The sequence below is a fragment of the Kistimonas asteriae genome (assembly GCF_018263925.1).
Lineage (GTDB): Bacteria > Pseudomonadota > Gammaproteobacteria > Pseudomonadales > Endozoicomonadaceae > Kistimonas > Kistimonas asteriae.
Genome location: NZ_JAEVHF010000004.1, coordinates 1 through 23570 on the forward strand (window position 1 = coordinate 1; position 23570 = coordinate 23570).

Below are 23570 nucleotides of genomic sequence, written 5' to 3' on the forward strand. Positions count from 1 at the left end.
ATTACTGTAACTAATGAAGGAGTCTTCCAACCACTTGGGAAAGAAAACGTTAGTGATTGTGTCCTTTTTCAATATGGCATGATCCTAATTTTCACTTTTATCATTAGAGTTGCTTTGAGCATGTAACAGAGGTTTATACGAACCGAGTTCGCATAACATACTGTCTATTTATCATATGTCTTTTATAAAAAGGCTTAATTATCAATAAGTTGTGCTGGCTTCAGGCAAATGGTCAATTTATCAAACAGTTCGCCTTTTCTCATTATTTATCAAGTTCGCATAAGTCATAGCTTTTCCATAAAACTGGTTTTTAATAAATAAAATCAATGTGTTAGAAGAGTCTTGAAAATCATGCATAGGCGAACTAGTTTTTCTGTGCGTCATCAAATAAATACTCAAATGTGGATGTTATGCGGCTACAAGAGCAGTTCAGGCTTGCTATGCGAACCAAAAATTATTCCTTACAAACAGAGCGCGCCTATTGGAGTTGGGTTCGTCATTACATTCGTTTCAATGGGATGCGTCATCCTGCATCGATAGGTAGTGCGGAAATTTCACGTTTTTTAACGTATCTGGTAATGAAGCGGCATGTGGCTGTTAATACACAGCAACAGGCATTAAGCGCCCTGGTCTTTTTGTATAAGAAAGTCTTGAATCGTGAAGACCTTGTTATTGACGACTGGTTACCTGCCAAGCGTCGTAAGCGTTTACCGGTGGTTTTTTCCCGGCACGAAGCGGTCAGTGTCATTGCGCATCTGCAGGGAACGCCGTTGCTTGCTGCTCTTCTGATGTATGGAGCTGGCTTGCGATTGATTGAAACGCTGCGTCTGCGGGTTAAGGATGTCGATTTCGAACGCCATGAAATCACTGTCCGTGAAGGCAAGGGCGGAAAAGACCGAATCACCCTGTTGCCCCAAAAGTCGATTCCTCTGTTACAGGCGCATATTGAACGTTCACGTATTCTGCATGAGGAGGCTTTGGCGTCAGGTGTCGAGTTTGTCCATTTGCCGGGAGCCCTGGCGCGCAAATACCCGAATGCCGGAAAAACACTGGCATGGCAGTATCTATTTGCCAGTCACCAGTTGAGTGTTGATCCGTTGTCGGGGAATCGCGGTCGTCACCATATCCAGGCGCGGAGCATTCAGAAAGCCGTCAGGCAGGCGATTCAAAAGGCCGGCATTCATAAACACGCCAGTTGTCATACGTTCCGTCACAGTTTTGCCACCCATCTGCTGGAAGGCGGTTACGATATTCGCACCGTTCAGGAATTACTTGGCCACGCCAATGTGAATACAACGATGATTTACACACATGTCCTTAACAAGGGAGGGCGGGGCGTCCATAGTCCCGTAGATGCGTTTCAAACGCCAGGCACGCTACCGCCCGAAGGTTAACCCGGCACTAATACGCCGTGGGGGGGAGCAGGGGCCTCAATAGCTCTTTATTGTACTTATGTTCAGCTTTTGCCGGCCTATCTAAGCATATTTAAAAAAGTGGTTCTATGGTTCCGCTTAAATTAATGGATATATGTCGTGTATTGGCGCTTTTTCCAGTTTTTTTAACTGTTTGAAGCGTGGGCGTTCTGTTACTCAAATACTTTCAGGTAAGCGCAGGAACCGTCAGGGCGGCGCAGGGTATGACCCCTGTAAGATGATGGAATGCTACTGCACACTCCATCAATGACAGTTTGAACGAAAGGAAGTAGCTAAGCGCAGGCTATCCGGAAAGACTGACCGCTGCCACATAGTGTGCGCTGAGAAATTGCAGGATAACGGGAATGGTGCTTTCAAAACCGTCATAGGCGTGGCTACCGCCTTCATCGATCCGTGCCGGGCATTCGGCATAACGGGCGACGGCTTGCTCATAATCCAGCGTTTCATCGCCGGTCTGCACCAGCAGCAGGATGTTGTCGGGGCGGCTGAGTGTCTCGATCTCCAGGTGGCGCAGCTGCTCCACATGCTCCTGGGTCAGCTCATACTCGTCGTCGGAATAATAGTTTTTCTGGGGGCCAAGGTAATCTTCAAACAGGTCGTAGGGACGCACGGCCGGGTTGATCAACACCAGTTTCACCGGGCAGTCCGGGCAGTGGTCGAGAATGCTTTCCATCAGCCAGGTTCCGTAATAGCCCCCCAGTGAGCTGCCGATGATATGCACCGGCCGGCAAATACTGGCTTCGAGCGCCCGTTGCAGTAGCATCCGCGCAGCTTCCCCGGGCCAAACCGGCATCTCCGGAATCCAGAGTTCGCAGGGCAGATCATGGGTCTGGACATAGTTCAGGAAGGTCTGGGCCTTGTGCGAAGCCGGGGAGCTGTTAAAACCGTGGATGTAGATAATCAGGGGCTTTGCGGGTGCCATGCCGTTCCTGCCGTGGTCAAAACCCTGAGGCTATGCGATACCGCCACCAATAACAACCCGGCCTGTCAAAACCCCGTTATGTAACCGTGGATTGATATACCAAATGGTTCAAAAAAGCCGGCTTTGACGCAGCTAAACTTTTTTATGTTGAAGCGTGAGAAGTTGTCATCCTGAGGCCTCTCATACCAAAAATCGCTAAGCCGGGAGGCAGTTATGGCCAACAGTGTCATACACCGGCATGCGGTGATTTCCAGAATCTCCGATGCCAAGATTGTTGCAGAAATGGATATCGATTGCCGTGTCGTCAAAGGGGTAGGTGGCGACTATGTGTTTGTTGATGTCGAGGTGGATCATAAAAGTATTCACATGAACGGGGAAACCCACCACAAGCAGTTCTCCATGCGCAAGGATGTCTACTACAACCTCCCACAGCATATTCATACCATTCTCAAGGAAGAGGACCTGGATGATCCTGAATTCTCCAGCCCCATGGAAGACAGCGGCCATGCCTGTCCGATGGTATTCGACATGCTGACCGCTATCCGTGATGCCCTGGGGGATGGTTCGACACGGGTGGATCTTGATCGTTACCTGAACGAATCTCAGTTTGTCACGAAGTAAATGCTGTCATCGACAGGCTTATGGGCGCTATGCTCAAGCCTGTCGAGTAATTCTCCGGGTGTTTCCGCTACCTGCAGCAGGGTCAGATTTTGACTCGCCAAAAGCCCCTGTTGTTCCGCATGTTGCAGAAAGATGATCAGCTGGTCGTAGTAATGGTCCGTGTTCAATAAACCGCAGGGCGCCTGATAACGGCGAAGCTGTGCCAGTGTCAGCGCTTCAAACAGTTCGTCCAGCGTACCGAAGCCGCCCGGCAGCGCCACCACCGCAGATGACAGTTCCAGCATTTTGGCTTTCCGCTCATTCATGGTGTCGGCGACATGTAAAGTAGTCAGGCCTGTATGGGCGACTTCGTGATTCATCAGGTGTTGGGTCGTTACACCAATCACCTCACCGCCATTGGCCAATACCCGGTCCGCCAGCTTGCCCATCAGGCCCACTTTGCTGCCGCCGTAAACCAAGGTGATACCCCGTTCGACCATGCGGTCTGCCAGTTCCAGCGCCTGTTCGGTAAATAGTGGGTTGCGGCCGGGGTTGGCACCGCAATAAACGCATAAGGTCTTTAAAGGTGAAGGTGTTGTCATCGAAATAATCGTGCCTGTGCTTTGAGATTTTGAGGCAAGGGTATCAGATGCGATTGGTCGACTGCAGTGTTAAGGGGCGAAAGCTCATACGGGCTCCCGTTCATTGGTTGGTTGACTATCGTAAGCGCCAGGCAAAGAAGAAGCACAGGCCGGGAATTAGCAGAAATGTCAGGTCAATCCAGGGAAACTCTCCGGGTTTTAGTACGGATTGTTTGGGATGATCTGGATGATGGTAAACCGTGACCAGGGTGCCGAGTGGATAAGCCGCGCGTATAGCGTCAGCATCACTTCGGACGCCATTGTGGACTTTGTTGTAGCCGAACCGTATCCAGTGATTTTGGTATTGTGTGTTCTTCACAGTGTACTGGTAGGTGATTTTAGCGTAGGGAAATCCTTTCCGGTATCCGGTCGGAACCACTTCTTCGACATCGATCACCTGCCCTTGTGCGGTGGGCCATTTTGGACTGGTCATGGCGTTATATAAATCAGAAAAGAAAAGGGTATACGCTGTCACGACGCCGATGATGAAAAAGACAATCCCAGGCAGGCCTGCCAAAACTGATGCGAGTTTATCTATCGATTTTTCCTGTTCGTGTGAGTCCATTCTGTGTTCCTGTTCCTGTTCCTGTTCCTGTTCCTGTTCCTGTTCCTGAATGGCTATTGGGTTAATCCTCACCCATACGAGCACCGCAATGAGGGCACTGCGTAAGATCAAGGGGAATCCGCTGGTGATTACCGCCGCTGGATTCCATCGGCAGGTGCCGGCAGGCCGGGCAGCGCGCCCATTGGTGATAACCATACATCAGGCAGAAAACACCCATGAACAGAATGAAAAAGCCAACAGAGAAAAACGCAATCTTCGTGATGAAAAAGGCAGCGAACAGACCGCCTCCTACCAGAAAAACCAGGGCGCATACCTTAAAATGACGGTGTATCCGAACCATGTTCGCCTGATACACGTCGCTGACATCCTGGTCCTGATGGTGCAGGGGGTGATGCTCCGTGCCTGTCATGAAAGTCAGCAGGGCATGGAAGAAGATGATTCCCCCGATGGCAAAGGGAATACCGATGAGGTAACTGGCCATATCCGGCCGGCTCTCATTCCACAGGAAGGTTTCCAGTAACAGTTGGACTGCGAAACCGACTGCGATAATCAACCAGCCAGTGAAAGCTTGTTGTTGTACTTTTTTCCTGTTGTAGGGTTTGCCCATATTTCCCCCCGGTTGCCGCTTTTTTCAGTGTTTTTATAGAGGCCGCCTACGCCTTGTTATCACTCGCACATAGTCACAGCGTTTGGCGTGTTTGCTGAGGTGCTTCTTATGATTTGAAAGGCTGAAATAAAAACGACGGATAATAGTTGTTATCCGTCGTCAATCTATTCAATGAACACGCCTCCCTCAGGGCTGATGGGCTTGCGTTTGCTCCGTCGTATCTGCTGATGCCTGTGCTGAAGGGGTAATCAGTGTGGCGTCACTTTGATCGGCCTTCAGTCGGCTGATATGCATGCCCTTCAGAATATTGAGCGCCTGGCTGAGCTGGTAATCTCGCTCGTCGAGGGGCTTTTCTGATTTGGCGTCCGCCTTATTTCCCTTGGTCTGCTTGCCTTTCTTGTCGTTACCGTTTTCCAGGTGGCCCTGGAGATCGGCTTCGCGGTAGCCGGCATTATCGGAACGGTTGTGGGTCACCTGCGCCAGATCCACCTGGATATCCGGCTTGATGCCTTCCGCCTGGATGGAGCGACCACTGGGGGTGTAGTAGAGGGCGGTGGTCAGCTTCAGGCCGCGTTCCTCGTCCGTACTCAGTGGCAGCACGGTTTGCACGGAACCCTTGCCGAAGGAGCGGGTGCCCAGCAGCACGGCACGGTGATGATCCTGCAGGGCGCCGGCCACGATCTCTGAGGCCGAGGCGGAACCGCTGTTAATCAAAACGACCAGGGGGACGCCGTTGGAAGGATCGTCCGGGTTCGCGCTATAGCTCATGTCGGTATTGCCCATCCGACCCTGGGTGTAGACGATCAGCCCGTCAGACAGGAACGCGTCAGCGACTTCCACGGCGGCCTGCAGCACACCGCCAGGGTTGTTACGGAGGTCAAGCACCAGGCCTTTCAGCGGTTTGTCGTCCTGTTCGTCTTTCAGCTTGTCGATAGCCTTGAGCACTTCCTTGCCGCTGTCCATCTGGAACTGGCTGAGGCGAATGTAGCCATAGCCGGGCTCCAGCACGCGCTGGCGGACACTGAGCACCTTGATGATGTCGCGCACTACGGTCAGTTCCAGCGGCTTGTTGCCGCCTTCCCGGATAATGGTCAGCTTGATCGCTTCACCGGGCTTGCCACGCATCTGTTCGATCGCGTCTTTCAGGGACATGCCCTTAACGGCCTTGTCATCCAGTTTGATGATCAGGTCGCCGGCTTCAACACCGGCGCGCTCGGCGGGGGTGTCATCAATGGGGGTCACGACCCTGATCAGGCCGTCTTCGAGGCTGACTTCAATCCCGAGGCCGCCGAACTCGCCGGAGGTGCTTTCCTCAAGGTTCTTGAAATCACTGGGTTCCAGGTAGGTTGAGTGAGGATCCAGCCCTTCCAGCATGCCCTTGATGGCGTGATCCAGCAGGGTTTTGTCGTCAATGTCTTCGACATAGGCGGTCTTGATGCGGTGCATGACCTCGGTGAAGATACGCAGCTCATCCAGTGGCAGCCGGCCTTTGGTTTCCGGAGTCTGGTCCGTTTCAACCGCGGTAGCGGGTGCAGTGTCCTGGGCGGGTGGCGCCGGTTCGTCAGCCAGAAGATTGGCAGAGTGGGCGCTGACCATCAGGGCCAGCACAAGACTGCCTGTTCTCAGGGCGGGCATTAGGCGTCTGGCTGTCATCGAAAGCTCCTGCTTACTTTATTGTTACCCTGGAAGCGTGGTCGCCCGGGCTGGGTGGCATCTGTCATGGCCGATTCTCTGGGGTGAAACAGCGGTTTTCCGTCGTTTGTAACCGCTGTTTTCACGCTGCGAGCAATCGGCAATAAAAAAAGTATAGCGTTATCAGGAAACGGGACTAGTCCGTCGAAATAATCTGTCGTCTGGCTTAGCGAACCAGCCACTGTGATGGGTTGATGGGCTTGCCATTTTTGCGAAGCTCAAAATACAGGCCCATGTCGTTGTTACCGCCGGTGGCGCCGGTTTCCGCGATGTCGTCACCGGCAGATACCCAGTCGCCGACATTGCGCAATAATGCCTGGTTATGGGCGTACAGTGTCATGTAGTTATTGCCGTGGTTCAGGATCACCAGCAGGCCAAACCCCTTGAGCCAGTCGGCAAAGATTACCTGCCCGTGCCAGGGCGCCTTCACGGTGGTGGCCTGCGCGACTTCGATAAACAGCCCGTTCCAGGGGATGGTGCTGTCTGCCCGGTGCTGGCCAAACCGGTGTTTGACGCGCCCCTTGACTGGCCAGGGCAGCTTACCACGGGCCTCGGTGAAGGGGCGGTCGAAGCTGGCCGAGGCTTCCATGTCGAGAATGGCCGCGATCAGCTGTTCCAGTTCCTTTTGCTGTTGTGCCAGCTTGTTCAGTCGCTGGCCCTTGCCGCTCTCTTCCCGTTTCAGTTTGGCCAGTAACTGTTGGCGTTCCCGGTTGCTGCTGGTCAGGCGATCGCGACGGCTGGCCAGTTGGTTGTGGTTGTCTTCCAGTCGTTGATTCGCCGTGGCGAGTGAGTCTTCAGTCGTTGCCAGCCGGCCAATGGTGTTGCGCAGGTCATCAACTACTGCCTGCTGGGCGTCAGAATAGTAGCGCTGATACGTCAGAAGTCGGGTAACGGCGCTCGGGTCTTCCTGGTTCAGGAGCAGCTTGAGCGGCGAATCCTGTCCGGACACATAAGCAGAACGCAGTGAGACCGTCAGCGCCTGGAGCCCGGCCTCTTTTTCCTTCATTAACCCCTGGCGCTGGCTACTGAACTTTTTTAGTTCGGCGCGCCCCTCCCGGAGACGCTGTTCAAGGGCGCGGATCTCCCGGTGCAGGTTACCAATGGCTTTTTCATTGGTCTGCAGGGAACGTTCCAGCGATGAGCGTTCCTTCCGGATACCCTTGAGGGTTTTTTCCAGTTTCTTGATGTCGGCCTTCACCGCTTCCAGCTGCCGGGACTTGTCCTCGGCCGGTGCCTCAGCACGTGCTGGCAGGGTAATGGAGAGGCTGCATAGCGCCAGGGCCAGCATGACCGGGATTGTCAGTTTTTTCATGGATTCAACAGCGGCTGTAACAGAAGTCAATTATGCCTGATCAATCGACCGGCTCAAGGGACAGTCCCTGTAGAGTATCGAGAAGGAAGCAAATGGGGGCGGCGTAGCGCCCCCGGGGCTGTCAGGCAAGCTGGGCCAGGTTATGGCCGGTCATCTCTGCGGGTTGTTTATCGTCCATCAGGGCCAGCAGGGTGGGCGCCAGGTCGGACAGGACGCCGCCATCGGCCAGGGTCAGGTTGCGGGGGCCGACATAAATCAGCGGCACGCGCTCGCAGGTGTGGGCAGTATGGGCCTGGCCGGTAGAAGGATCGGCCATCTGCTCGGCATTGCCGTGATCGGCGGTGATCAGGCACTGACCGCCACAATGTTCCAGGGCTTCGACAACGCGCCCGACGCAGCTGTCCACACATTGAACCGCTTTGACGGCCGCATCAAAGATACCGGTATGGCCGACCATATCACCATTGGCGTAGTTGCAGATGATCAGGTCGTAGGCACCGCTGCTGATCGCGTCGACCAGCTTGTCAGTGACTTCCGGCGCACTCATTTCCGGTTTCAGGTCATAAGTGGCGACATTCGGTGACGGCACCAGTGTGCGGGTTTCACCCTCGTAGGGTTCTTCCCGTCCGCCGCTGAAGAAGAAAGTGACATGGGCATACTTTTCAGTCTCGGCGATTCGCAGTTGGGTTTTGCCCAGGCTGGCCATGTATTCCCCCAGGGTGTTCCTCAGGGTTTCCGGCGGGAAGGCGCAGGGCGTATTAATGCTCGCCGCGTACTGGGTCAGCATGATGAAGCCGGCCAGTGCCGGATGCTGTTCGCGCACAAAGCCGTCGAAGGATTCATCCACAAAGGCGCGGGTGATTTCCCGGGCACGGTCGGCGCGGAAGTTCATGAATACAACGGCGTCGCCATCCGAGATAACTGCAGGCTCTGCCCCTGCGGGAACAATGGCCGTTGCTTTGACGAACTCATCGTTCTCATCCCGCTCGTAGGCAGCCTGCAGGCCGGCGACCGCCGTATCTGCCGTATGTACGGCTTTGCCAGCGGTCAGCAGGTCATAGGCACAGAGGACGCGATCCCAGCGGTTGTCCCGATCCATGGCGTAGTAGCGGCCGATCAGGCTAGCGACACGGCCAACACCCAGGCGTTTCAGTTGTTCGTCCGCTTTAATCAGTGACGCCTCGGCGCTTCGGGGCGGCGTGTCACGGCCATCAAGGAAGGCATGCAGGTAGACCGCTTTCGCGCCGCGTTTGGCCGCCATGTCGACCATGGCGAAGATCTGATCTTCATGGGAGTGAACGCCGCCAGGGGACAGCAGGCCCATAATATGCACGGCCTTGTTATTGCTGACAGCGCGGTCAACAACGTCGGCCAATACTGGATTTTGGGCAAACTCACCGTCTTTGATGGCCTTGTCGATCCGGGTCAGGTCCTGGTAGACGACGCGACCGGCGCCCAGGTTCATGTGACCGACCTCGCTGTTGCCCATCTGCCCGTCCGGCAGGCCGACATCGCCGCCGGAGCCGGACACCAAAGTATGCGGGCAGGTCTGGCGCAGACGATCCAGCACCGGGGTGTGGGCGGCCAGGATGGCGTTGGATTCTGTGTCTTCCCGATGGCCCCAGCCGTCGAGGATGATCAGGGCAGTGGTCTTTCGCTTGGCGGTCATGTCAATAGGTATCCGGTAGAGCAAAATTGCGGGCGATTTTAACGGTTAATCGTGCAATTTGTCATGGCACATTCAGTCAGTGTGGCACGCCATAGCGTTGAGCCGACTGTTTTCAGTGTGAAAGGCCGGCGTTGACTATCCTTCTACGGTCGAATCCGTTGTATGTTCAGCAGGAGTGGTGATTGAACAGCGCAATCAGCCCGGAAGATGATCAGGCTATTCGTTTTTTCAGGACGTGCCAGGCGCTTTATGCGCTGCTGGTTCGCCAGAATATGATGTTCCATCAGGATTTCATTTCGCGGCTACGGCCGCTTCTGGCAGGCAGGCTTACGCATCATCCTTGTGATTTTCTGGACTTGGGGTGTGGTGATGCATCCATGGCGCTTCAGCTGGCGAAGGGACACAAGATTGGGGCGTATACTGGCGTTGACCTGTGTGAAGGCATGCTAAGCAGTGCACAGGATAATCTGAATGTAGAGGAGTGTACCGTTTCCTTGCAATGCATGGATTTGCTTCAGGGATTACAGCGATATGACGATCGTGCGGATATCATTCTGGCCAGTTTTTCGGTGCATCACCTGTCTGAACAGGACAAGCAGCGTTTCCTTATATTGGGTCGCCAACGTCTGGTTGATAACGGGTGCCTGGTGCTGGTGGATCACTTTTTGAAACCTGGTCAGGATCTGCAAGGCTTCATCCATGATGTAATGGTGCACTATTCAGGGTTCGAGGGTTTTACCCGGGAGATGGCCGATCTGGTGCACGAACATGTTTCTACATCCGACTTTCCTGTCACCATTGAACAGTACCGGATCTGGGGGAAGGCCACAGGCTGGAAAACGACAGTCGTGCACGATTGTGGCAATTGGGCGGCGTTATTGTTGGAGCCGGTCGAGGAGGCTCTGGCTGAGTAGGTAATACACCGAATATGGCAGGCCATCAGAGCAGATGAAAAAGTTTCTCTAGCCTGTATACTTGCGGCTTTCTTGATGAGTACGTGAATAAAAGTTTCCATGGAACAATTCATTGAATTTGCTGTTAACCACCCGGTGCTGGTAGGCCTGTTTGTCGTCCTGCTGGTGTTGCTGATGATTACTGAGATGCGCAAGGGCGGCCAGACCATCACCACCCAGGAACTGACCCAACTGATCAACCGGGACGATGCTCTGGTGCTGGATGTCCGTGAAAAGAAGGATTTCACCAAAGGGCATATCGTTGATGCCGTCAACATTCCTGCCGCCAAGCTGAAAGAGCGCCTGTCTGAACTGGACAAGTACAAGGAACGGCCGGTCGTGGTCGTCGATACCATGGGCCAGCATGCCGGTGCTGCAGGCAAGCAGCTGATGGATGCAGGCTTCACCAATGTCAAACGTCTTAAAGGCGGCCTGGGCACCTGGCAGGGCGAAAATCTGCCGCTGGTCAAGGCCTGATAACACGTTGGTCATAAAAGAAAACCATGCAAGACGTCATCATATACAGTTCTGATTACTGTCCATTCTGTCAGCGGGCGCTGGCGTTGCTGGACAGCAAAGGGTTGAGCTATCAGACGATCAGCGTGGATGGTCAGCTGGCAGTCAGGCAGGCAATGGCCGAACGGGCCGGGCGCACCTCGGTGCCGCAGATCTGGATCGGCGACACCCATGTGGGGGGCTGTGATGACCTGTATGCCCTCGACGCTGCCAGCAAGCTGGATGACCTGCTGGCCGCCTAGCTGCCACCAACGCAACGAGGTGGCCTGCCCAGACAGGCAAGCCCACGTTTAAACAGAGAACCGGTTTTACAAGAAGGAAACCATCATGGCCGACAATCAGCGAAGCCAGGAACAGCAGCAAAGCCAGGAACAGCAGCCGCAATTTGCCCTGCAGCGCATTTACATCAAGGACCTTTCCTTTGAGTCGCCCAAGTCACCGAAGATGTTCAAGTCTCAGTGGCAGCCGGAAGTGAAGCTGGATCTCAACACCACCAATACAGCGCTGGAAGAAGAAGGTCTGTATGAAGTTGTGCTGTCGCTGACCGTGACCGTCACCAACGGTGAAGAGACTGCCTTTATGGTGGAAGTGGAGCAGGCGGGTATCTTCCTGATCCGTAACCTGGATGCCGCGCAGCTGCATCACACCCTGGGTGCGTTCTGCCCGAACGTCCTGTTCCCCTATGCCCGTGAAACCGTGGACAACATGGTCAACCGTGGCAGCTTCCCGGCCCTGATGCTGGCGCCGGTCAACTTTGACGCGCTCTATGCTCAGGCCATGCAACAGGCCCAGCAGGAAGCAGCGGCTGAGTCCGTTCAGTAAGACGTATGAACACAGGCGGTACAGATGCCGCCTGTGTATTTCTCACCTATACCTTCCTTGATTACATCCCGCCTTTAAATCCCAGCTGTCGCCAGGATTCATACAATACGACCGCGACGGTATTGGACAGGTTCATGCTGCGGCTGTCAGCCTGCATCGGTAAACGCAAGACCTGCTCTTTGGGGAGTGATTCCCTGAGATCGACCGGTAATCCCCGGGTTTCCGGGCCAAACAGCAGGGCGTCGCCCGGCTGGAATTCCGGTGTTGTATAACCGGTGGTGCCCTTGGTGCTGAGGGCATAGACCTTGCCGGGTTTTACCGCTTCACAAAAATCCTCATAACTGTCGTGCAGTTGCAGGGCGGCAAACTCATGGTAATCCAGTCCCGCGCGGCGCATGCGCTTATCATCCAGTGCGAATCCCAAGGGGCGGATCAGGTGCAGGCTGAACCCGGTGTTGGCGCACAGCCGGATAATGTTGCCAGTATTGGGGGGGATTTCCGGCTGGTAGAGAACAACGTGGAGCATAGTGAAGTACTGTCACAAGTTAAAAGTTGGATAGTCCATAGTGTAATGGCATCACTGGCATGAGATGAATAACGTCTTCTGGAGATAATGCTGATGGGGGGAAGTAAGGCTGAATATGGATGGGTAATAATTGGGCTGCAGTAAATAAAGTGACACTATTTTGCATCTCGATGTACAACACAATCTGACGGCATTTGACAGAATATCAGTCAGTTTGGCATGACGATGAGGGTCATAGTGTCCGAGTAAATGCCGGCAGGGAGGCTGTTTGCCTGAGCTTGGTTCACCCGTATTTCCAGAAACATATTGGTATTCCCAGAAGGGTTATTGCTGGCAGGTGGGCAGTTCCCTCGCCAGTGTCCACGGGATTTGGTGTCTCCTTGTAAGTAGCTGACCGGTTGTCGGCCGATGCGGCCAACACGCATTTGGTATTCGACTGACTGTGATGTGCCGCTGAGCCTGAACGCACTGCCGGTGGAAACCCCTGTCCCTTCAGCCTGGATCTTGAATTTGCCATTGCCTGAGCGATACACGCAGAATTCATGGGTTGCCAGATAATTGCCACTGCTGACAGGGCTGTTTTGCGTCATCGTTATATCACTGAGACCACTGATTTGCAGCAGGTCAGGCACATTGAGCTGCATCGTTAAGCTTACATCACGCTCGTGGCCAGAATCACCACTGCCGGTGTTGGATGATTCGATAGCCTGATCAATCCGAAAGACCAGTGTGCCACTGTGCTGGCCGGATTGGGTCAGCGTACCACTGCTCAGCAGTGCGTCGAGGTCTGCACTGATAAGCAACTCAAAGTTAACGCAGGATTCGCAGTAATCCGGACTGAGGTTGGTTTGTCTGCCGGCGCCCTGAAAGGGGCAGCTGGCAGCACCGCTGCCACACGTGCGGTTGTCTGGGAAGGTCAGAGTGGTACCGGTATGAAGCTGGCGAACCTTTACGGTCAGTGGGATTTCTGATGTGCCGTTGGAGAGTGTCACGCTATTGCTGCGCAGGGTGAAACGCGTCGCCCGGTTGCAGTAATAATCACCGCAGGATCGAATCTGGAAGGGGATGGTGCCTGTTAGTTGACCATCACTGGGCCAGCTGGCGGTATAGGTTGATAAGTCGTTTCGTTTGGCGCTGTTTTCACAGACGGATAAGGCCATGTCGCGCGTGCGTGGCGAGGCCGCCGGTGAGGAGAGAGGATCACAGGTAAGGGCCGTGGCTTCTGTCGTAACGATTAGCAATAGAACTATGAACGACAAAAGACGTATTAGACTCGGTGTGTATGTTGCCATAAGTGGCGTTTTTGGCTCTTTAATAGGTTCGGATTGCCGGACACACAAGCAATACATGGCCATGAGCCTGCATGAGTGACGTATCACCGTCAAATATATACGGCTACTGTTCTATTTATGTCTCCAGAGAGGATTCAATCATCGCATTAAACGTGACGGGGATCGATCAAAGCTATCGATCACGCTTCGCTTGTAATACGAGTGGTTCGGCCATTAGGCAGAGTGCTGTCATAAAATGTGAAGTGGTTGACAATTTACTGGCAAAAAACTGACACTCAGGGTCATAGCGGGAAATGCTGTTTTGTGCTTTGGCTTGATGGGGGCCAGCATGAAAGTACCGGAATGGCAGCTATGAGCCCATGTGGCACGTGAATAAAAGGAGATTGGTGGCTAACTAACGACACTGGCTTAATATATGCTTTGTAGTACTACGACAACAATAAAAAACATTCAGCGAAAACACTTCGGTTGCGTGATGATCTGGTATCGGTTGACAGAGAAAAGGTGTCAGGCACTGGCAAGGCTGATGGTTATGTCTGTGAGTCTTGGTCTGTATTCAGGCTTTGCCTGTGCCGCCCTTGACTGTGACAGTATCAGCAATGGTTACCGCTGCACTGATGTTGTCGGCCTGGAAAATCAGGATATTGTGATTCAGAACGAGGATGTTGTCGGGACGGGAAGCGTCGTTTTTGGGGAACAGGAATACTGTATTTTGTCGTATACCACGTCATCACTTACGAGCAATCCCAGCGAATGGAGCCGCTTGATGTTTGATGTACAGGTGGATGGCGATAGCAGTAATGGCGAATTTGTTCTGCAAAATGGTGGTAGTGCACTGCCGGTCAATTTCCAGTGGCGCGGTGGTGCGCCGGTCAGTGGTGGGTCTGTCTGGGAATCACCGGGGCCGAATAACCTGACCTCTGATCAGCAGGGTGCGTTGTCTTGTAATGATGACCCTTATTCGCAGGCATGGTTGCGGTTTGAAGTGTCTTCGGATGATCTGCAAAGTGCGAATCCGGGGACGTATACCGGTTCATTCAATGTGGATATTGGGCAGGATTCAGCAGGCTATCATGGCAATGTAAATTTTACGGTGCGCTTGCCCCGCCTGATCAAAATCAGTGGCCTGGACGATATGGTGTTGACTGAGCGGAATGCCAACAATAACCGTTACCGTCAGGAGGAGCCTTTCTGTGTCTTTGTCACAGGTGGGGGAGATTACCGCATTCGCGCCAGTGGCGGACCGGGGCAAAACGATCCATTTCGACTGACGCAGCCCGGTGATGCCATTCAATACCGTGTTCGTTTATCCAGCAATGGAAACAATAACATCACCGTTGATCCAGGCGACTGGGTGAATGCGAATAATGGCAGTAGCAGTTTGAATTGTAACGGGGGCACGAATACCAAGGTTCGCATTGTCGTTTTGGATAGCTGGATCGCGAATAAGCCAGCTGGTGTGTATGTCGGCACGCTTTATCTCACTGTCGAGCCCGGATAAGCAGGGCTCACACTCTGCTGAGCGTATGAGCATGCTGCGTTTCTGTATCGGCTGATGAATGAGTGGCAGGCACATCATTTCCGCTGAGAAGATATATAGCGCATCGTACTTTAATTAGTACTGTTGTGCGTTGCACGCCAATAAAGACTACATTCAGTTGTACGGTAGCTCTAGTATGTCGCTTTTTGTGAAGTTCTGTGTCAATAAATGGTAATTTGAATATTGTGATGTGTATCACAAAATGGAAGAATGGGTTGTAAGGGAAAACACATAAGTTGATCGGGTCTGTCCGTATAAAAACCATTGAGTGAAGAGGGTGAAACAATGAGACAAGGGTTGAAGACGTTAGCTGTGGCGTTAGCGCTGGGTGCTGCATCAAGTGGTGCAATGGCTGCTGATGATGGTGACTTAGGGGCAACATCAACCGGCGATTTTGATATCAAACTGGTTCATGCCAGTGGTGTACGAATCTGGGGGTTAGAAGATTTTTTCTTTGATACCGATGGCGCTACGACACAGCAGCAGGCAGATATCAATCTGTGCATATTCACGAATGATGCAACATCATCAACCGATGGTCAGTATGACATTATTGCAACAGGCAGTGATACACAATTGACCAACGGTGCTAGTGACACTTTGGATTACACGGTTGAATTCAGTGATACGAAGGATAATACCGGAAACGACTATCAGACTCTGATCAGCGGTGGATCAATCAGTGCCCTAGCCGGCGGATTGAATGCTGGAACATTGGTGAGTCAGCCTGATCCCAGTAATACAGCTTGTATCGGTGAAAATGCAAATATCCGGGTAACGATTGATCCTACTGGTGCCCCTAGTGGTACTTACGTAGCGAATGTTAATTTGCTTGTCAGTCCAAACTAATAGTCTGTGAATTGTCATGTTCTTGAACAAGTGGTCGGTCAATGATCGACCACTTGATTCATTAAAAAATCAATAATGCGGATTTATTGATTCACAAAGAAGAAGTTACATTGTGGTAACGGGTATTTATTTTAATTATGAAAAATGTGCAGAGAACAAGGCTTGTTGATGGAGGTGTATACCTGCCATTATGCTTGCTGTCTGCTTTGTACATGTCCCCCGTTATTGCTAAACAACCTGTTTTCCTGGCCATGAATGAAGCTCCTGCCGGCTTCGAAGATCTGGCCAAGCCTCAGCGTTCATTGATCGATATTTACTACGGCAATCGCTATCTGACTTCCCAGATCGCGACGTTCAGCCCGCAGATGATACGCCTGTCTGATCCAACGGCAGTAGTGCGATTGATCGGCAATATCAATGATCCTTCGCTGATTGAAGCCACCCTGACTGGCGAGCTAGAAACCCACAGCGGCGACGTTTGTCCAACACGTGATGCCAAAAACTGCGGCTTGCTCGATCCCACCGTTGCAGGCGTTATCTTTGATGAAAACCGCTTCCGTCTGGATATATTCGTTAACCGTCGTTTCTTGCTGACACGGGATGCGGAGGTGCGTAAATATCTGCCGCCGTCTGATGCTGGTTTGTCTCTGCTGCAAAACGTCAGCGGTGCATGGTCCGGTTCCGATGCCGCAGACAGTGACGATGACTACACGCTCAGCGGCCTGAGCCAGTTCGCGTATCGTGAAAACAGCGTCTATTTCAACTGGGATTACACCAAAAACCAGGACTTTCAGGTCAATGACCTCTACGGACGCCGTAACTTTGAAGGGACTGAGTACAATGCCGGGATCGTTGGCAGCAGCGCCTTTGGTCTCAGTTTCACCTCTGACCGTACCTTGTTAGGTACGCGGATCGCTTCGTCAGATAACACCCGCGAAGATACGGATTACACCGGTGGCACACCGCTGGACGTGTTTCTGCCGACCCGGGGACGCGTCGAAATCCGCCGGGACGATCGCCTGATCACTTCCTATTTCTTTGAGGCCGGTAGCCAGCAGCTGGATACGTCGGCCTTTCCTTCCGGTGCCTACGATATCGAGATACGTATTCTGGATGAGGGCGGTAATGTGATCAGCCAGGAAACCCGTTTCTTTGCCAAGCAGTTCCAGCTCCCGCCGGAAGGGGAGTGGCAGTATTTTGCAGAAACCGGGCGCGTACTGGATCGTAGCAGTGGCAGTACGCTGCCGACCTCCACAGAGCAATGGTTAACCCGTGCCGGCGTCAGTCGTCGTCTTGCCGATACCCTGGCGGGTACTGTCGCCATGGCGGCGACCAATGATGACAGTCTGGTGGAACTGGGGCTTTTCAATCTCGGCTACCTGTACGAACTCTCGCCCTCCGTGATGCTGGCGAATAACGGCGATTATGGTTTTAACCTGATTACCCGGCTGCGTTATGGGCAGGTTTCCACCAATGCCAGTTATCGTCGTCTCTGGAAAGATGACGATACGGCGACAACCACTGACGATGAGACGGATCGTCCTTCCCTGCTGGGGAGTGGATTTGAACAGAGCAATGTCTCTGTCAGCTTCCCTTTTATCACCGGAACGATGAGCTACCGCTACAGCGACAGCCGGCAGGATGATGGCGACACCACGCGAACCCATGCCGTGGATTACCGGGTCAATATGTTCCGCACTTCGGATTACGATATTGATATGAGCATGGGGCTCAGCCGTTCCGGTGATACGGATGTTGCTCTGATGAGTTTTGAATTCCGTCTGCGTGATGACCGCTGGACTTGGCGTGCCACGCCGCGGGCGGAATACCGCGATACTGCCGGTGACCGTGATCGCACGGAAAACCTGCGCCTTGCGGCCAGCTGGGATGATCGGGAGCTGTTTGACAGCACGGTGCGTGCTGATGTCGGTGCAGAAGCCGGCTCCGGTGACGAACGTTATGACGCCCGTGTGCAGGTCGGCAACAGCTGGGGCCGCGGCGACCTGAACTTGAACCATGTCAGTGGCAAGACCGACTCTACCACCTCCTATTCCGCCAGCTTCAGCACCAGTTTCCTGACCGATGGTGATAATCTTGCCGTGGGCGGGGAGCGTCAGGCCGAGAGTGCGCTGGTTGTTAATGTAGACGGCAATGAAGGGGATATCTTCGATGTGAAGATAGACGGTCAGCGTCGCGGTTATGCTGTCGTTGGAAGACCTTCGGTGATTCCACTGTCGCCTTATCGGCAGTACCGGATCAGCTTAAGTCCGAGTGCGTCCACCCTGTACGATTTTGATGAGCGTGAGCGGACCGTAACTCTGTATCCGGGCAACGTTGTATCAATGGATTACGAAGCCATTGCCCTGAAACTGTTGTTTGGACGCCTGTTGTTTGGCGGTGAGCCTTTGACCGATGTCCGTATCAATGGTGGGCTGTATCCAGCCCAGTCCGATGACATGGGGCTGTTCCAGCTGGAAAGCCGGGCGGACACCGGCAACATCAATGTTGAGCTGGATAACGGCTGGCTTTGCAGCGTACCTGTTCCGACGCCTGACAGTGGTTATGTTCAACAAATGGGTTCCATTGATCTGGCGGATGCGGATTGTGCACCGGTGCTGGAAGGGCAGATGGCCATTAGCAAGAATGTGGTGGAGCCTGCAGTGGCGCAGTAGGTCTTGGCTGCGTGGTTTTATCTTTCCAGATTGCCAAATGATTTCCGTCAACGGCATGGTGTTTTGATGATTTGTCATGTATATGTCGCCGCCGCAAGTGAATAACACCAAGCACTGATTGTGTTGTTGATCACCCTTATCGTTCCTCTTGCATGATGTCAGAGTTGTATGCGTATCTTCCTGTGCCTGTTGCTGACGGTTTTCTCCCTACCGGGAATGGCCTGGTTTAATATCGGTGAGTCGGTCTACACCTTTGATCTGGGAACCTGGGATGAAGGTGATCTGGAGGGTGTGATTCCCTTCAGTCTCCAGTCTTGTTATGGCTGGGGATCCTGCTGGTGGCCGTACAGTGGTGAAGATTATTACCTGCGAGCCTCGGATTTTGGCTTTACCCGTGATACTGGCGATGTTAACCCGAATCTTAAACTGGTCAGTGTCCTGTTTTCTCAGGGCAGCAATAAGGTGGCAGACCTTGCTGATGGTAATGATCACGGGAGTTTTGATCCCGGCAGTCGATACCCGGTTGATGCCGAATTCCGGATTAAAGTGGATGCAATGGCGTTGGATAGTGCTTTGCCCGGTACCTACAGCGCAAAAATGAATTTGAGAGGGTGGGAATCCAATCTGATATCCAGTGAAGATACAGCCCGGTTTGATGTTGATCTGAAAATCCCGTCCAGGGTCAGGATCTCCGGCCTTGAGGATATTGCACTGTCCAGCGATGGAGGAAAGGATGTCGACAGTGGTTATCGCCCATTCTGTGTTTTCAGTCAGGGAGGAAGTATGTTCAGGCTTCGCGCCTGGGGAGAAGGGGGAAACTTTTCTCTCAGCGGTCCGGACACTGCATCCATCGCTTATGACGTCCATATACGTGCGACAAGTGCCCCGAAAAAAAAGCAAGTGATTGTCCCCAATCAGGCTTATGAAGTCTGGAATGGCGCGTTGAGTCGAACCTGTCTTGATGGCGATAACATGGAGGTGAAGGTTGTCGTTAAGAAACGTGAACAAACCGGCAAGCCGGCGGGTGTATATACCGATAAGGTGACCATCGAAATAGAGGCCATGTGAGTGAGTGTCATTCTGGAGCGTTGAGCCGCTCCCTTTTGGTTTCACTGCAAGCGTGCTGCGCAGGGGCGTCTTAGATGTAGACGGCTTCGTTTCTTTTTGTAGCACTTTCTGAACGAAAGTGGTCTGTTATTTGTGAAGGCTATCTTTTGTAAAGGCTCTCATTGTAATAATTCAACTTTTATTGAGGCTATTGCGGTTATTGACGATAGGCTCGCGGAATGTGGCGGGATAGGATGCTGCCTATTAATGTAAATAACCGTCAATAAAGAGTAAGTGGGGCAGAGTGATGACTAAGATAACTGAGAGGATAAAAGCTGTTCTTCTGACAGCGCTCTTAACGGCTGCAGCCACGGCCAATGCAGATGCACTGGAAAGCCACATGAGTGCGTGGCTGGTCAAGCAGCAAGAGAATAATGAAGTCCTCAAGCCAGCGGGTGAAGCCGGGCCGGGGGATGTTATTGAATACCGGATGACCTACAAAAATACACAGGCGTCCCCACTATCCGCTTTAACCATCTCTGTCCCGGTGCCGGATAATACGGCCTATGTCGCTGCGTCTGCAGCAACACCGGTAAAAAGCCAGTTTGAAGCCAGCATTGATGGCGGCAAAACCTGGGAGCATGAACCCATCAAGCGGTTAAGAAAAACCGCAGAGGGCAAGCTGTGGATGACGGATATTCCGGTCTCGGAATACACAAACATCCGCTGGCTGGCAGAGAACCCCATCCAGCCTGCAGAGCAACAGGCATTCACGTACCGGGTTCAGGTGAAATAACCCATTTTTACACCCTGAATCTGAGTGAATCAGCCTCTCTGTTAAGGAACCATTCAGCTTACATCGATTTAATGACGGCGTAGACGACCGGTTTGCGCCTGGTGGGGCTGTTTGCCTGATACATGATGAATGTTTTTCTGTACCTGCCTTTTTAAAGTGCGGGTGGCTGCTTATACGCTGAAAGACCGCCGGTGGATTGCCGTCATGACAGGTCAGTCGTTACATACTGCGCCTTGCGTGGGATGACATGTCGTAGAAACGATCAGCGTAATGACATTTTTATAAACAACCGATGATCTGATCTTTCGAGAGGATAGAAAACCTGATGTACCACTCTCTTCAACGACGATGGCTCCAGTTTTGGGCCATGGCTCTGCTGTTACTGGGGGCAGCGGCTGCCCAGGCAGCGATAACACCGGCCGGTACGGTGATTAAAAACCTGGCAACGGTCACCTATACCGATAGTCTGGGAAATGCCTATTCGGCGCAGTCCAATGAGTCAGTGGTAACAGTGGCTGAAGTTTATGATCCCGTGCTTGAAAAAGACCAGTCTAAAGAAGCTGCGCCAGGGCAGACGGTTTACTTTCCTCACCAGCTGATTAACAAGGGTAATACCAGAGAAACGTTTACTGCGCTGAGGGCAGTGCTTTCTGGCAATACTGCGAAAACCTTTAAGGTTTATCATGATATCAATGGTAATGGCCAGCCGGATGCTGGGGAGCCTGAGATTACTGAACTCATCGTGGAGGCTGGATCTGTTGGCAATATTGTTGTTGCTGTACAGGTCTCTGCAAGTACGCAAACAGGTACATCCTTCACCGTTGATGTTACTGCTCAACCTACAAAGGGGAATGCCTTGAGTAATAGGGATACTGTGACAGTATCCAACGGCCCTGTTCTTGTTGCGACGAAAAGTGAAATAAAGCATACACCAGCGAAAATCGACGACAAAGGCGCTAAAGTCGATGGTACGGTTGAGTATTCCGTTACTGTAAAAAACAATGGTACAACAGCAAAGAACGCAGAAATTTATGACTTTCTGCCAACATTGCTGGATTCTAGTTCTGTTCAGCAGATGGGCAGTGATTCACGTTTGACCGATTTTGACGGTGACAAAGTTGCTGATGAAGCAAGCCTTCCTGCCTCTGTGAGTCTGCCAGATTATGTTGCAAAGGATAAAGCAGTATTTGCCAAAATTCCTACGTTGAAAGCCGGTGAAACCGTTACCCTGAAATTCCGTGCAACCTATAAGTACGATGATGCAGACCCTTTCTCTGCCGATGATGTGCTACGTAACAAGGCTTACGTGTTTTATGGAAAAGACGGCGATCTGGGTAAGACCCCTACGCCAAAAGATCCGAATAATGTTCTTGTAGAAACTAACGAAGTCACCACAAAACTGCCGGCTTTCTTTGATTTTGAAGCTCATGGTAGAGACAGCAATTGGGCAGCAAAAACCGATACGGTTAGCGAAGCCATATCCGGTAGTGTGGCAGTATTTAAGGTAAAAATTACGAACAAAGGGAATGGTGAAGACGCATTCACCCTTGACGTGCCTGATACTGGTAGCTTCCCTGCCAAAACGACCTTCTCGTTCTGGGATCAGACCGGGACGATATCTTTGAACAAGGTGACCCCGACGATCGCTAAAGGTGGTGAATACATCGTCACCATTAAAGCGAACCTGCCTGAAGGCGGCAAAGCCGATAAATCAGAAGCCAAGCTGAAGCTGACCTCAAAGGGTGACAATAAAAAAACCGATGAAGTGGCACTGATCCTTACCAAGATCAAAGATTCTACTGGCTCGGTTGATTTGGCCTACAGAAATACGCAGGATCAAGGTCCCGACCGGGATGCTTATACCTCTGCCGTTGTTGTGGAACCTGCGCCGAGTAAAAACTATCAGAAGGTGAAGCCTGACAGCACGGTTGAGTATGAGTTCACGTTGTATAACGAGTCACCTGAGTTTCGTTCTTATAATCTGAAAGCTCTGGGTAGCGTAACCGGATCACATGGTAGCTACGGCGAAGGTTCATCGTTGCCAAAAGGTTGGACTGTCGTTTTTGCTGATGAAAACGGAACGACGCTTTCATCAACTCAGCCTGTACCTGCCGGCAGTTCTATCAATTTGACTGCCCGGTTGACTGTAGCAGCTGATGCCCCAGCTGTGGTTAAGCAACCATTTGCCGTTTTGGCGGAAGGACAGAAAGGTGGTAACGATGCCCTGAAGTTCTTTGCCACGGTCGAACGGATCGGTGAACTGACTCTGACCCCGAACGGAGCCAACCAGATTGAACCCGGTGGTGCTGTTTTTTATAGCCATGAGTTGCGTAACCTGAGCAATGATCCGATCCAAGGTGACATTACCCTGACAGGTGAAGGGCTGGATGCTGGTTGGAGTTATCAGTTCTTCGTAGCTGACGAGAAGGGACAGATACAAGGTTCAGGCCTGCAGACAATGACGATTGACGGTTCATTGTTGACCCAAAAAGATGCTGTATATCGAATTAAGGTCAAAGTCATGGCGCCCGCGAATGCCAGACCTGGAGTGACCAAAGTTCTTACGTTGAACGCCGAATATCAGCTTGGAACTGAGTCGGTTAAGCGTACTGCCACAGCAACAGATTCTACGACTGTCATTAAAGGTCAGATCCGTCTGTACAAGAAAGTGAAGGTTCTTTCTGGCAAAAACAAAACGGAAGAAGCCATTAAGCAGGAGGCTGAGGGTCTGAGTGCCAATGTATTTGCGACGAATAGCACTGAGAAAGTGATTCCCAATCAAGATTATGTTGTCTGGCAGATTATTGCCCGCAACGAAGGTGATGCGGATGCAAATCAGGTGACTATCCGTGATGCGGCTCCAGAGTTCACAACACTTGTTGCTGGGTCAGCGGAAGTTGTGACTGATCAAATGGGTGTCGTTGCTGAAGAGAATACAACGTCTGGAGATGTTGTGTTCAACATCGGAGAAGGTGCGACCCAGGGTAAGGATAGTAATGGCATCCTGAAACCCGGTGAGTTCGTCGAGGTGCGTTTCACCGTCAAAGTGAACTGATTTCCAGTTTATAAACCCCGTCTTCCGCTGCTCTTCGGAGCAGCGGCAGGCTCTCTCTGTC

At 52.3% G+C, this 23570-nt stretch carries 21 protein-coding genes; 13 read left to right on the forward strand and 8 right to left on the reverse strand.

Going from position 1 to position 23570, the window contains the following annotated elements; translation table 11 throughout:
• Nucleotides 1-410: 410 nt before the first annotated feature.
• Complete coding sequence (locus KHS78_RS05915) at nucleotides 411-1394, forward strand: integron integrase (RefSeq protein WP_211826102.1); 984 nt, start codon at nucleotides 411-413, stop codon at nucleotides 1392-1394.
• Nucleotides 1395-1716: 322 nt separating this feature from the next.
• Here the strand turns inward: KHS78_RS05915 and KHS78_RS05920 are convergent, their stop codons facing one another.
• A complete protein-coding gene (locus KHS78_RS05920) occupies nucleotides 1717-2355 on the reverse strand; it encodes a YqiA/YcfP family alpha/beta fold hydrolase (RefSeq protein WP_211826103.1) in 639 nt (212 codons plus the stop codon).
• A 213-nt stretch (nucleotides 2356-2568) separates the two neighbouring features.
• Here KHS78_RS05920 and KHS78_RS05925 point away from each other — a divergent pair, with 213 nt between their 5' ends.
• Entirely contained in the window at nucleotides 2569-2976 is a 408-nt protein-coding gene (locus KHS78_RS05925; protein WP_211826104.1) for a hypothetical protein, read from the forward strand.
• Here KHS78_RS05925 and KHS78_RS05930 read toward each other — a convergent pair.
• Together KHS78_RS05930 and KHS78_RS05935 are read right to left on the reverse strand one after the other, a co-directional pair.
• The gene (locus KHS78_RS05930) at nucleotides 2958-3557 is read right to left on the reverse strand and encodes an LOG family protein (protein WP_211826105.1); all 600 of its coding nucleotides are present in this window, start codon (nucleotides 3555-3557) and stop codon (nucleotides 2958-2960) included. The genes KHS78_RS05925 and KHS78_RS05930 overlap by 19 nt on opposite strands.
• 115 nt (nucleotides 3558-3672) lie before the next feature.
• Complete coding sequence (locus tag KHS78_RS05935; protein WP_211826106.1) at nucleotides 3673-4161, reverse strand: DUF3592 domain-containing protein; 489 nt, start codon at nucleotides 4159-4161, stop codon at nucleotides 3673-3675.
• 88 nt (nucleotides 4162-4249) lie between these two features.
• On the opposite strand from KHS78_RS05935, the gene KHS78_RS05940 reads away from it, so the two are divergent.
• Nucleotides 4250-4681, forward strand: coding sequence for a hypothetical protein (locus KHS78_RS05940; protein WP_211826108.1), 432 nt, complete (start codon nucleotides 4250-4252; stop codon nucleotides 4679-4681).
• A 273-nt stretch (nucleotides 4682-4954) separates the two neighbouring features.
• Here the strand turns inward: KHS78_RS05940 and KHS78_RS05945 are convergent, their stop codons facing one another.
• From KHS78_RS05945 to gpmM, 3 genes are all read right to left on the reverse strand, one after another.
• Nucleotides 4955-6421, reverse strand: coding sequence for a S41 family peptidase (locus KHS78_RS05945; RefSeq protein ID WP_281417003.1), 1467 nt, complete (start codon nucleotides 6419-6421; stop codon nucleotides 4955-4957).
• Between the two features lie 205 nt (nucleotides 6422-6626).
• On the reverse strand, nucleotides 6627-7772 hold the full coding sequence (locus tag KHS78_RS05950; RefSeq protein WP_211826110.1) for a murein hydrolase activator EnvC family protein: 1146 nt from the start codon (nucleotides 7770-7772) through the stop codon (nucleotides 6627-6629).
• A gap of 121 nt (nucleotides 7773-7893) precedes the next feature.
• Nucleotides 7894-9441, reverse strand: coding sequence for a 2,3-bisphosphoglycerate-independent phosphoglycerate mutase (gene gpmM / locus KHS78_RS05955; protein WP_211826112.1), 1548 nt, complete (start codon nucleotides 9439-9441; stop codon nucleotides 7894-7896).
• A gap of 182 nt (nucleotides 9442-9623) precedes the next feature.
• Here gpmM and KHS78_RS05960 point away from each other — a divergent pair, with 182 nt between their 5' ends.
• The 4 genes from KHS78_RS05960 (at nucleotide 9624) to secB (ending at nucleotide 11732) form a co-directional block, all read left to right on the forward strand.
• Entirely contained in the window at nucleotides 9624-10355 is a 732-nt protein-coding gene (locus KHS78_RS05960; protein WP_211826114.1) for a class I SAM-dependent methyltransferase, read from the forward strand.
• A 99-nt stretch (nucleotides 10356-10454) separates the two neighbouring features.
• The gene (locus KHS78_RS05965) at nucleotides 10455-10871 is read left to right on the forward strand and encodes a rhodanese-like domain-containing protein (protein ID WP_211826116.1); all 417 of its coding nucleotides are present in this window, start codon (nucleotides 10455-10457) and stop codon (nucleotides 10869-10871) included.
• Between the two features lie 26 nt (nucleotides 10872-10897).
• Nucleotides 10898-11152, forward strand: coding sequence for a glutaredoxin 3 (gene grxC / locus KHS78_RS05970; protein WP_211826118.1), 255 nt, complete (start codon nucleotides 10898-10900; stop codon nucleotides 11150-11152).
• An 85-nt stretch (nucleotides 11153-11237) separates the two neighbouring features.
• The gene (secB, locus tag KHS78_RS05975) at nucleotides 11238-11732 is read left to right on the forward strand and encodes a protein-export chaperone SecB (RefSeq protein WP_211826126.1); all 495 of its coding nucleotides are present in this window, start codon (nucleotides 11238-11240) and stop codon (nucleotides 11730-11732) included.
• 61 nt (nucleotides 11733-11793) lie between these two features.
• Here the strand turns inward: secB and trmL are convergent, their stop codons facing one another.
• Both trmL and KHS78_RS05985 read right to left on the reverse strand, forming a co-directional pair.
• Nucleotides 11794-12258, reverse strand: coding sequence for a tRNA (uridine(34)/cytosine(34)/5-carboxymethylaminomethyluridine(34)-2'-O)-methyltransferase TrmL (gene trmL, locus KHS78_RS05980; RefSeq protein ID WP_211826142.1), 465 nt, complete (start codon nucleotides 12256-12258; stop codon nucleotides 11794-11796).
• Between the two features lie 209 nt (nucleotides 12259-12467).
• The gene (locus KHS78_RS05985; protein WP_211826143.1) at nucleotides 12468-13418 is read right to left on the reverse strand and encodes a hypothetical protein; all 951 of its coding nucleotides are present in this window, start codon (nucleotides 13416-13418) and stop codon (nucleotides 12468-12470) included.
• A gap of 664 nt (nucleotides 13419-14082) precedes the next feature.
• On the opposite strand from KHS78_RS05985, the gene KHS78_RS05990 reads away from it, so the two are divergent.
• The 6 genes from KHS78_RS05990 to KHS78_RS06015 all read left to right on the forward strand — a co-directional run bounded on the left by KHS78_RS05990 (nucleotide 14083) and on the right by KHS78_RS06015 (nucleotide 23509).
• Nucleotides 14083-15051, forward strand: coding sequence for a hypothetical protein (locus tag KHS78_RS05990; RefSeq protein WP_211826144.1), 969 nt, complete (start codon nucleotides 14083-14085; stop codon nucleotides 15049-15051).
• A gap of 324 nt (nucleotides 15052-15375) precedes the next feature.
• Complete coding sequence (locus tag KHS78_RS05995; protein WP_211826145.1) at nucleotides 15376-15939, forward strand: hypothetical protein; 564 nt, start codon at nucleotides 15376-15378, stop codon at nucleotides 15937-15939.
• A 251-nt stretch (nucleotides 15940-16190) separates the two neighbouring features.
• Nucleotides 16191-18611 carry a TcfC E-set like domain-containing protein gene (locus KHS78_RS06000; protein ID WP_211826146.1) on the forward strand — a complete coding sequence of 807 codons (2421 nt, stop codon included), beginning with the start codon at nucleotides 16191-16193 and terminating at the stop codon, nucleotides 18609-18611.
• 168 nt (nucleotides 18612-18779) lie between these two features.
• Nucleotides 18780-19679 (forward strand): hypothetical protein, encoded by a 900-nt coding sequence (locus tag KHS78_RS06005; protein WP_211826147.1) that lies wholly within the window; start codon nucleotides 18780-18782, stop codon nucleotides 19677-19679.
• 286 nt (nucleotides 19680-19965) lie between these two features.
• The gene (locus KHS78_RS06010; protein WP_211826148.1) at nucleotides 19966-20454 is read left to right on the forward strand and encodes a DUF11 domain-containing protein; all 489 of its coding nucleotides are present in this window, start codon (nucleotides 19966-19968) and stop codon (nucleotides 20452-20454) included.
• A gap of 367 nt (nucleotides 20455-20821) precedes the next feature.
• Complete coding sequence (locus tag KHS78_RS06015; protein ID WP_211826150.1) at nucleotides 20822-23509, forward strand: DUF11 domain-containing protein; 2688 nt, start codon at nucleotides 20822-20824, stop codon at nucleotides 23507-23509.
• The last annotated feature ends 61 nt before the right edge of the window (nucleotides 23510-23570 follow it).